Source organism: Nonomuraea sp. NPDC049152 (genome assembly GCF_040648355.1).
Classification (GTDB): domain Bacteria; phylum Actinomycetota; class Actinomycetes; order Streptosporangiales; family Streptosporangiaceae; genus Nonomuraea.
In genome coordinates this window covers 250,451-258,028 of record NZ_JBEZDO010000012.1, presented here as the reverse complement: position 1 = coordinate 258,028, position 7,578 = coordinate 250,451, and the positions used below count along the sequence as shown (strand labels likewise).

General features: G+C 69.2%; 9 protein-coding genes. 4 read left to right on the top strand and 5 right to left on the bottom strand.

The features are described 5' to 3' along the window. Positions 1-176: 176 nt before the first annotated feature. Positions 177-758, top strand: coding sequence for a hypothetical protein (locus AB0B45_RS23560; protein ID WP_358133965.1), 582 nt, complete (start codon positions 177-179; stop codon positions 756-758). A gap of 301 nt (positions 759-1,059) precedes the next feature. Here the strand turns inward: AB0B45_RS23560 and AB0B45_RS23555 are convergent, their stop codons facing one another. The 3 genes from AB0B45_RS23555 to AB0B45_RS23545 form a co-directional block, all read right to left on the bottom strand. Beyond that, positions 1,060-1,680 (bottom strand): L-threonylcarbamoyladenylate synthase, encoded by a 621-nt coding sequence (locus AB0B45_RS23555; protein ID WP_358133962.1) that lies wholly within the window; start codon positions 1,678-1,680, stop codon positions 1,060-1,062. A gap of 117 nt (positions 1,681-1,797) precedes the next feature. Further along, on the bottom strand, positions 1,798-2,154 hold the full coding sequence (locus tag AB0B45_RS23550; protein ID WP_358133959.1) for a hypothetical protein: 357 nt from the start codon (positions 2,152-2,154) through the stop codon (positions 1,798-1,800). Positions 2,155-2,214: 60 nt separating this feature from the next. Further along, on the bottom strand, positions 2,215-3,030 hold the full coding sequence (locus tag AB0B45_RS23545) for an SAM-dependent methyltransferase (RefSeq protein WP_358133957.1): 816 nt from the start codon (positions 3,028-3,030) through the stop codon (positions 2,215-2,217). Positions 3,031-3,346: 316 nt separating this feature from the next. On the opposite strand from AB0B45_RS23545, the gene AB0B45_RS23540 reads away from it, so the two are divergent. From AB0B45_RS23540 to AB0B45_RS23530, 3 genes are all read left to right on the top strand, one after another. Then, positions 3,347-4,006 carry a hypothetical protein gene (locus AB0B45_RS23540; RefSeq protein WP_358133954.1) on the top strand — a complete coding sequence of 220 codons (660 nt, stop codon included), beginning with the start codon at positions 3,347-3,349 and terminating at the stop codon, positions 4,004-4,006. Then, entirely contained in the window at positions 4,003-4,662 is a 660-nt protein-coding gene (locus tag AB0B45_RS23535) for a hypothetical protein (protein WP_358133952.1), read from the top strand. Before AB0B45_RS23540 ends, AB0B45_RS23535 begins: the two co-directional genes overlap by 4 nt. A 624-nt stretch (positions 4,663-5,286) precedes the next feature. Beyond that, positions 5,287-6,024 carry an alpha/beta hydrolase gene (locus AB0B45_RS23530; protein ID WP_358133949.1) on the top strand — a complete coding sequence of 246 codons (738 nt, stop codon included), beginning with the start codon at positions 5,287-5,289 and terminating at the stop codon, positions 6,022-6,024. Here the strand turns inward: AB0B45_RS23530 and AB0B45_RS23525 are convergent. Then, on the bottom strand, positions 6,021-6,485 hold the full coding sequence (locus tag AB0B45_RS23525; protein ID WP_358133947.1) for a hypothetical protein: 465 nt from the start codon (positions 6,483-6,485) through the stop codon (positions 6,021-6,023). The genes AB0B45_RS23530 and AB0B45_RS23525 overlap by 4 nt on opposite strands. After that, positions 6,454-7,455, bottom strand: a complete 1,002-nt coding sequence (locus AB0B45_RS23520; protein WP_358133944.1) for an aminotransferase class V-fold PLP-dependent enzyme — start codon at positions 7,453-7,455, stop codon at positions 6,454-6,456. The genes AB0B45_RS23525 and AB0B45_RS23520 overlap by 32 nt, the downstream gene beginning before the upstream one ends. Positions 7,456-7,578: the final 123 nt, after the last annotated feature.

Genomic DNA, 7,578 nt, shown 5'->3' with positions numbered 1-7,578 from the left:
CCGCCGGCCCGCACCCCGCTACGACGTCGGCAAAACCGTCAAACGAGGCCGCACCCTCGCGGCACTACAACAATCCGGACGATAAAGAACAAGCTGAGTCGCCGACAGGGTTGCCTCAGGGCAGGAGCAGGGCGAACCCTGAAGCCCGCGTGGACCGGTGGCGACAGCATCGACCCATGCAGATCGCCAGATTCGCGGCCGTGGCCGCACCGCTTCTCATGCTCGCGTACGGGGTCATCAGACTCGTCGGCCGGATGGACGGTGTGTACGGGCCCGGCCTGGACTGGCAGGCCGCCCACCTGGCGAACTTAGCCGGCCTGGTGCTGTTCGTGTTCCTGGTGCTGGGCATCCGCCGCCTGCTCCCCCGTAGCGTGGGCAGGGAGACCGTCGTGGCCGTCACGCTGGTCGGGGCGGGCGCGTCGATCGTGCAGTTCGTGGTGGACATCGCATGGGGGCTGCTCGCGGCCGACAAGGCGGGGATGCGCGAGCTCAGCCGCCAGTTCCGCGCGCTGCCCGGTGTGGATCTCGCCTTCTACCAGGTGGGGCCGCAGTTGCTGTACGTCGGTGTGGTGGTGCTCACCGGGATGCTGGCGTACCGGCGCCTCCTGCCCTGGTGGAGCGTGGGGTTGGTGCTGGTGAGCAGCCTGCTGCCGGTGGCGACGCTGGACCTGCTCCCGGTCGCCGCCGCGGGATACCTGGTGGCGCTCCTGCCCCTGCGGCGCCGGCTCGGCACGCAGGCGCAATCGCTCGGTCGCTGACCGCGGCTGCGGCGGCCGGGACTGACGAGTGCGAGTTCGAAGGTCCGTTCACCGCCGTCCATCCGGCTCACCCGTCCGGACGCGACCAGCCTCGAAGCGGTAGTTGGTCCGCTGCCGACGGAGCTGCTCGCCCGATGTCTCCTCGAGCGTGTCTCCGACGGTCCTTGACCCCGTGAGCCGAGGCAGGACGCCGTGAGCGTTCAGACCCGTTGGGGCTGAAGATCATGCCGTGGCCGGGACAGAAGATATCGCCGCCGTCGGTTCAAGGCGACGGCGCGGCGCTGTCACCAGTGCCGATCACCTACTCGAAGAGGGACGGGTCTCCGGCGCCTCGGCGGAGGATCTCAGGCTCGCCCTGCGAGAGGTCGACGACCGTCGTCGGGGTGGCGCCGCACTCGCCGGAGTCGACGACGGCGTCCACCACGTGGTCGAGCCTCTCCTTGATCTCCCAGCCCTGCGTCAAGGGCTCGGTCTCATCGGGCAGCAGCAGGGTGCTCGACACCAGCGGTTCGCCGAACTCGGCCAACAGCGCCTGGGTGACGACGTGATCGGGGATCCGGACGCCGACCGTCTTCTTCCGGGGATGCAGCAACCGCCGCGGCACTTCCTTGGTCGCGGGCAGGATGAACGTGTAACCGCCGGGGGTCGCCGCCTTGACCGAGCGGAACAGCGCATTGCTCACATGCACGAACTGGCCGAACTGGGCGAAGTCCCTGCAGACCAGGGTGAAGTGGTGGTCACTGCCGAGGCTGCGGATCTCCCTGATCCGGTCGATGCCCTCCTTGTTGCCCAGCCGGCATCCCAGCGCGTAGCACGAGTCCGTCGGGTACGCGATCAGCCCGTCCGTATGCAAAAGCTCGACCACCTGGCCGATCAGCCGAGGTTGAGGACTGTCCGGATGAACATCGAAATACTTCGCCACACCCCAGAGCTTAAGGCGGACACTGCACCGCGCCGCTCAGGGGCGGGGGATGGCGACGGCGTTGTACGGCGTGTCCTGGGTCTGCTTGGCTGTCGCCTGAGAAGCCAGTCAGGTCGGTCATGGGCACACGCCGGCGAATTCACCGGGTGGCCGGATGTCCCCGCTAAGATCCACGACGAGCTTGTGCCGGGCCGTACCGTCGGCGAGGGAGCCGAAGGCGGCAGCGAGGTCCGCCATGCAGTGGCGGACCGGCGGGCGCGGCGCCACGAGACCGTCGGCGTACCAGCCCAGACACTGCTCCAGGGCCAGGACAGCGGTCGCGATGTCCCGGTTCGCGTAGCCGGTGACGTCCTCGCCGATGATGGCGATGTTCCTGACCGGGACGTCGAGCAGGCTGGCCTCCGGGATCGAGCAGCCGCAACGCCCTGAACAACGATCACGGCGAGCGAACGCCGCCGTGCTGGTCGAGTTCACGCGCAAGGTTCGATCGGCACGAGCCCAACCAGACCGGCCACTGCATCTCTCGCTGGGCTGTCACGGCTTACGGGCGATGCCGCAGACGGCGCTCACGACAGCCGTCGGCTCATCCCACCGGTCAGGCTCTGGCCGCCATTGCGGCGTCGGCACCACGCCTGGGTCCACCAGATCGAGGCCGGCGAAGAACGACGCGATCTGTGCTGGGCTGCGTAGTTGGTAGGTGTTGGCCGCGGTGCGGTTGTAGTTCGTCACAGCCTGGACCAGTGCCGGGTTGGTGTTGGTGCCGTCGCTCAGCGCCAGATAGCTGCCCGACGGCAGGCGTTCCAGCAGTTGGTCGATGATGCCCGCGGGGTCGTCATCGTCGGTGACCTGGCCGGCGATGCTCAGCATCATCACGGCGACGGGTCGGGTGAAGTCGAGAGTCTTGGCTGCTCCGTTGAGGATCACGTCGGGGTAGCGGACATCGGCATCGATGTAGTCGGTGACGCCGGGCTCCGCGCTGGTGAGCAGCGCGCGAGCATGCACCAGGACAATGGGGTCGTTGTCCACGTACACGACGCGGGTCTCGGGTGCGATGCGCTGGGCGACCTCATGGGTGTTGTTGGCTGTCGGCAAACCGGTGCCGATGTCCAGGAACTGGCGCACTCCCGCCTCGCTCACCAGGTACCGGACAGCGCGCATGAGAAACTCGCGCTGTAGCCGGGCAACCATCGCGAAGTCGGGGAACAGCCGCAGCAGGGTCTCGCCGGCCTCGCGATCAACGGCGTAGTGATCCTTGCCACCCAGCAGGAAGTCCCACACCCGGGCGGAGTGCGGGATGGTCGTGTCCACGCGCTCCCATGCCGCCTGCGCGGCGGAACTCTCGTCGCCCATTGTCAATCCTTGAAGATAGAGGGCTTCCGACCGTACAACGTTCTACCCGGGCTCACCATTCTTCGAGCCCGGTGACGCGAACAGGCCATCCTGAGCGCGCTGAAGATCTGCAACCAGCAAGCCGGCCGCACCCGGAAAAGAGATGGGTGCCGAAACCGACCCAGCGGATGGACCCGTACCACCACGCCTGACCCCTGCCGGGCTGCTCGCCACGCCCTCAACGTCGGACCGATCATCACTATGGGAGGGCTTCAACCCCGCATCGGTTTCCGAGATGCCTGCTTGCGTCCCTTCCCGGGCGATATGATCAAAAGTGATGAGTTACATCGCCGAGCGCATCGATGGTGACAGTTGGCTGATCAGGCCGGCGTCCGGCGGCGGGTCGGTCCTCGTCGTCATCTTGGTGCTGGTGCTCATCCTCAAGGCATGCGCCACGGGCGTCGAGACGCCTGCACCCCCCGACTACCTGAAGGTCGCCTCACCCCGCCCTTCCGCGGCCTCGATGCCAGGGCTGGACACGCAAACGACGGCTGACGGCATGCGCGGGCTGGGCCGGTCGATGACCTCGCCCGACAAGCTGGTCGCGTTCGCCAACGCCCGCATCGCTCCCTGTGGGTACCCCCGGAAAACCGAAGGGCGGGAGATCGCCGCCTACCTGCCGGACGGCGGAGCTGCACTGCTCGCCGATGTGGTGGTGTGCGAGGACAGCGGCGGCCCTATTCTCGGCATCATCCGGTCGGGGGCCTCGACCAGGTTCCAGAAGACCTACAAGAAGGCGTTCCTGGACGACCCCGATCTGTGGAAGAGGACGAGTCACCAGATTTGGTTCGGCAACGGCTTCTTCGTCATCGGCGCCGACGTCGGGGAGACCGGTCTGGGCTTGGCCAGGCTCATTTGCGAGCCCGACCCGTACGAAACGCACTTCGCGGACGTGGCGGACGTTCCCGGCTGCTACTTCACCCAGGCGGACCAATGACCACGTCGCGATCCCGTCGCCTCCTGGCGCTCGCGCTGGCGGGCACGCTGGGCACGACCGGCTGCGCGGCCATCACCGAGTGGCCCGACCACACCACCATGCCCGATGTCTGCAAAGCCCTGTGGCAAGGGCCCGCCACCAGGGCCATCGTGGGAGAAGAGCCACCGTGGAAAGCCGTCCAAGGAGGGCGCAGCTTTCTGTGGAGCTCCGAGGTACGCCCCGACGAGGGCACCGGCAAGTCGATCGTCTGTGAGTGGCGCGCCACCCAAACCAGGGACGGCGACCACATCACCGTGCGGACGGTGGCGTACGGCCTCGAACTGCAATCCAGTTTCAAGGGCCACCTGGAGGAACCCGACTGGCAGTCGGATGGGAGCCGTTGCGAGGTCTCCGGCGCGGTTTCGGGCTACGACATCCGGCTGACCGCAGCCAATCCCCGAGCGCTGCTCCTGCGCGGGCTCATGCGCATCGACGACAACGTGTTCACGTTGGTGGAGATCCAGACCAGGAAGCGGGTCGGGAAGATCGGGCTCGCGGCTCAGGTGCCTCGATCCCGGGATGCCACGGCGGTCCTGTTGCAGGGCGTCGCCGACTCGTTCGGTGTGGCGAAGGCCGTGTCGATGCCCGCGGGCAAGCCCGTGTGCCACGAGGGGTAGCGCCCTGTCACATACACCCTGCAGCCAGCGCCGCGCTTGCTCCTGCCGTGCCCGGACCACGGCAGCACCCTCGCCTCGGCCGCCGCACGACCCGATGCACCGCCCACGGCCGCGACCGTACCTGAGGTTACCGGCGCGAACTCGCCCCGTGCGCCGAACTCGCCACCCCCAAGCTGATCGACATTGACGCTACTGTGCGCCGGGCATGCCGTCGACGCCCGCAACAGCGGCGGCCGCTGGAACCGTTCACGCCCTGACCGCACTCCCCGACGCCCCGCCCGGCACCGCACCTGCGGGGCGTCGCCATGTTGAGCGCCGAAACAATGGGCTCTGACGAAGCCGCATCCGTGGCACGGCCTTCCTCCTGCCCGGACACCCACCACGCGTCGGCGCCGCTCGCCCGGCGGACCTTGCTGATCGGCGCCTGCTCGCGCAGTCGCTCGTACACGGCGGGCGGGGCGAGCGGTCCCCAGCCAGGTCTGTGTGATACGGTCAGCGACGCTGTGCAGCACTACGACTGGAGGAGGTGAGACCGATCAACGCTGTGACGACAGGTCGGGGCTCCCTCCCGTGCATGGTCTAGGGAGCGCCCGCACAAGGCACCCCGAAAGGCTTAGAAACGCTATGCGCTTCAGCTTGACCTCTCAGACGTCGACCGACGGCGTCACCGAACAGTCCTTCGCCCTCGGCGAGATCCCCGGCGTGCTGTTCACGCCGCGAGGCGCCACCGGCCCCCGCCCGCTGATCCTGATGGGACACGGCGGCGGCCAGCACAAGAAGGCCCCTGGCGTCCTGGCCGGCGCGCACCGGTTCGCCGCCGAGGGGGGTTTCGCCGTCGCCGCGATCGATGCCCCAAACCACGGCGACCGGCCGAAAGACGAACAGTTCATCCAGTTCGCGGGTGCCATGCGGGCCCGCATGGCCGCCGGAGAGGATCCGACTGAGCTGGTCGCGGCCATGCACGACCTGCTGGCCGGGCAGGCCGTCGATGACTGGCAGGCCGTTGTGACCGCGGTCCAGGAGCTCGACCACGTGGGCGCCGGCCCGGTCGGCTATTGGGGTGTGTCGATGGGCTGCGGGCTCGGTATGCCGCTACTCGCCGCCGAACCCCGGATCCGCGCCGCGGTGCTGGGCCTGCTCGGCGTGCACGGGCTGGCCGCGACCGCCGCCCGGGTCACCGCGCCGGTGCAGTTCCTGCTCCAATGGGATGATACGCGGGTGCCCCGGGACCAGGCCTTGGCGCTGTTCGACGCCTTGGGCTCGAGCGACAAGACGCTGCACGCGAACCCCGGCGACCACGGGGGAATCCCCGCGTACGAAACCGACAACGCGTTGCAGTTCTTCGCCCGGCATCTTGGCTAAGACCGCCTTGTAGCACGCGACGCGCTGGCCGGGGTTTCCCGGCGAGCGCGTTCGACCATCCCGGATGAGGGCGCTTCAAACACCCTGGCAAGGGGCAACTCGTAGCGGCTGACCCACGTGATCGGGCCGTCATCCTGCCGCTGGCCCGGAGCCCCGCCCACCGCCACGTCGCCGCGGTGCCGGGCGACGTCGGCCCACAACGGGTCCGACCAGTCCACGGTGGCAGTGCCCGCCACCTTGCCCCCGGCCTCCGCGAGCCAGGTCTCACCCCGGGATATCGCCTCCTCGACCCACGCGGCCTTGAACCGCAGAGGCCACTGGCTTACCCCACGTGCGTCGAGCCACCCCGCCGCCTCGTCGAGCACGCTCAACACATCGTCCACGTGCTCGCTGACGGCGCACCGGAAGGCAACTTCGGTGCCGTTCCAATCAACTGTCATGGCATGGATGATCGCAACCACCTTGCCCATTCTCACGCCCCGATCGGCGCCCCCGCGCAGTCAGGCGATGGGCCAGCACCCCAATGTCAGGCGAGAGCGCTCGCAGCCGTGACGGCGTCGTGCTCGTCGTTGAAGTAGTGGAAGCCGAAGCGGACCTGTCGCCCAGGGCGGTGGCCCGCACGCCGCGCTCGCGCAGCCGTACGGCGATGCCGTCGGCCTGGCCAGTGCGCAGGACGACGATGTGGGAGGCGGGACCGTCCGTCACCCGCCGCAGGCCGGCGGCCTCGGCTCGCTCGGTCAGCTCGCCCGCGAGGGCGAGGCAGTGCCGTTCGACCCGCTCGGCGTCCAGCGAGCCGAGCAGCCGCAGCGCGGGGATCGCGCCGACCCAGGAAAACCAGGCCGGGGAGGCATCGCAGCGCGCGGCGTCGGGCGCCAGGTCCGCGGGACCGAAATAGCCGTGCGGTGGGCTCGTCGACTTCCAGCCGGGCGCCAGGGCTCGTAGCCCGTCGAGCCGGTCGGGCCTGGTGACGAGCCAGGCCGCGCCGCGCGGGCACAGCATCCACTTGTAGCCGTGCACGGCGAAGTAGTCGGGGCGGATCCGGGCGGCGTCGAAGTGGAGCGCCCCGAGCGACTGAGTCAGGTTGACGAACAGCCGCGCGCCCACCCGGTCGGTCGCGGCGCGCAGGGCGGCCAGGTCGAGCCGCTGCCCCTCCCTGCTGGTCACCTCGCTCACCGCCAGCAGGGAGACCCGGTCGTCCAGCGCGTCGACCAGGTCCTCCACCCGCGTCACCCCGTCCCGCGTGGGCACCGCCACCACCTCGTGCCGTGGCGACCAGGGAAACAAGTTGCTGCGGAACTCCTCGGCAGGCACCACGATTCGGCCGGGCGGCAGCGAGGCGGCGACCGTGGCGGCGGCCTCGGCGAGCGACCCGAGCGCCGACACGGTGCCCGGATCCACACTCTGCATGGCGCCCCAGGTCACCACGGTCACGTCGGCGCCTGGCCGGCGGATCCGGGCTCCGCCGATGGGCCGCACCTCGCCCACCGGGTACTCGAGGCCGCGGACCGCCTCGCCGCGGGCTCGAGGCGGAGGTCGTCGACGCCAGGTGGATCA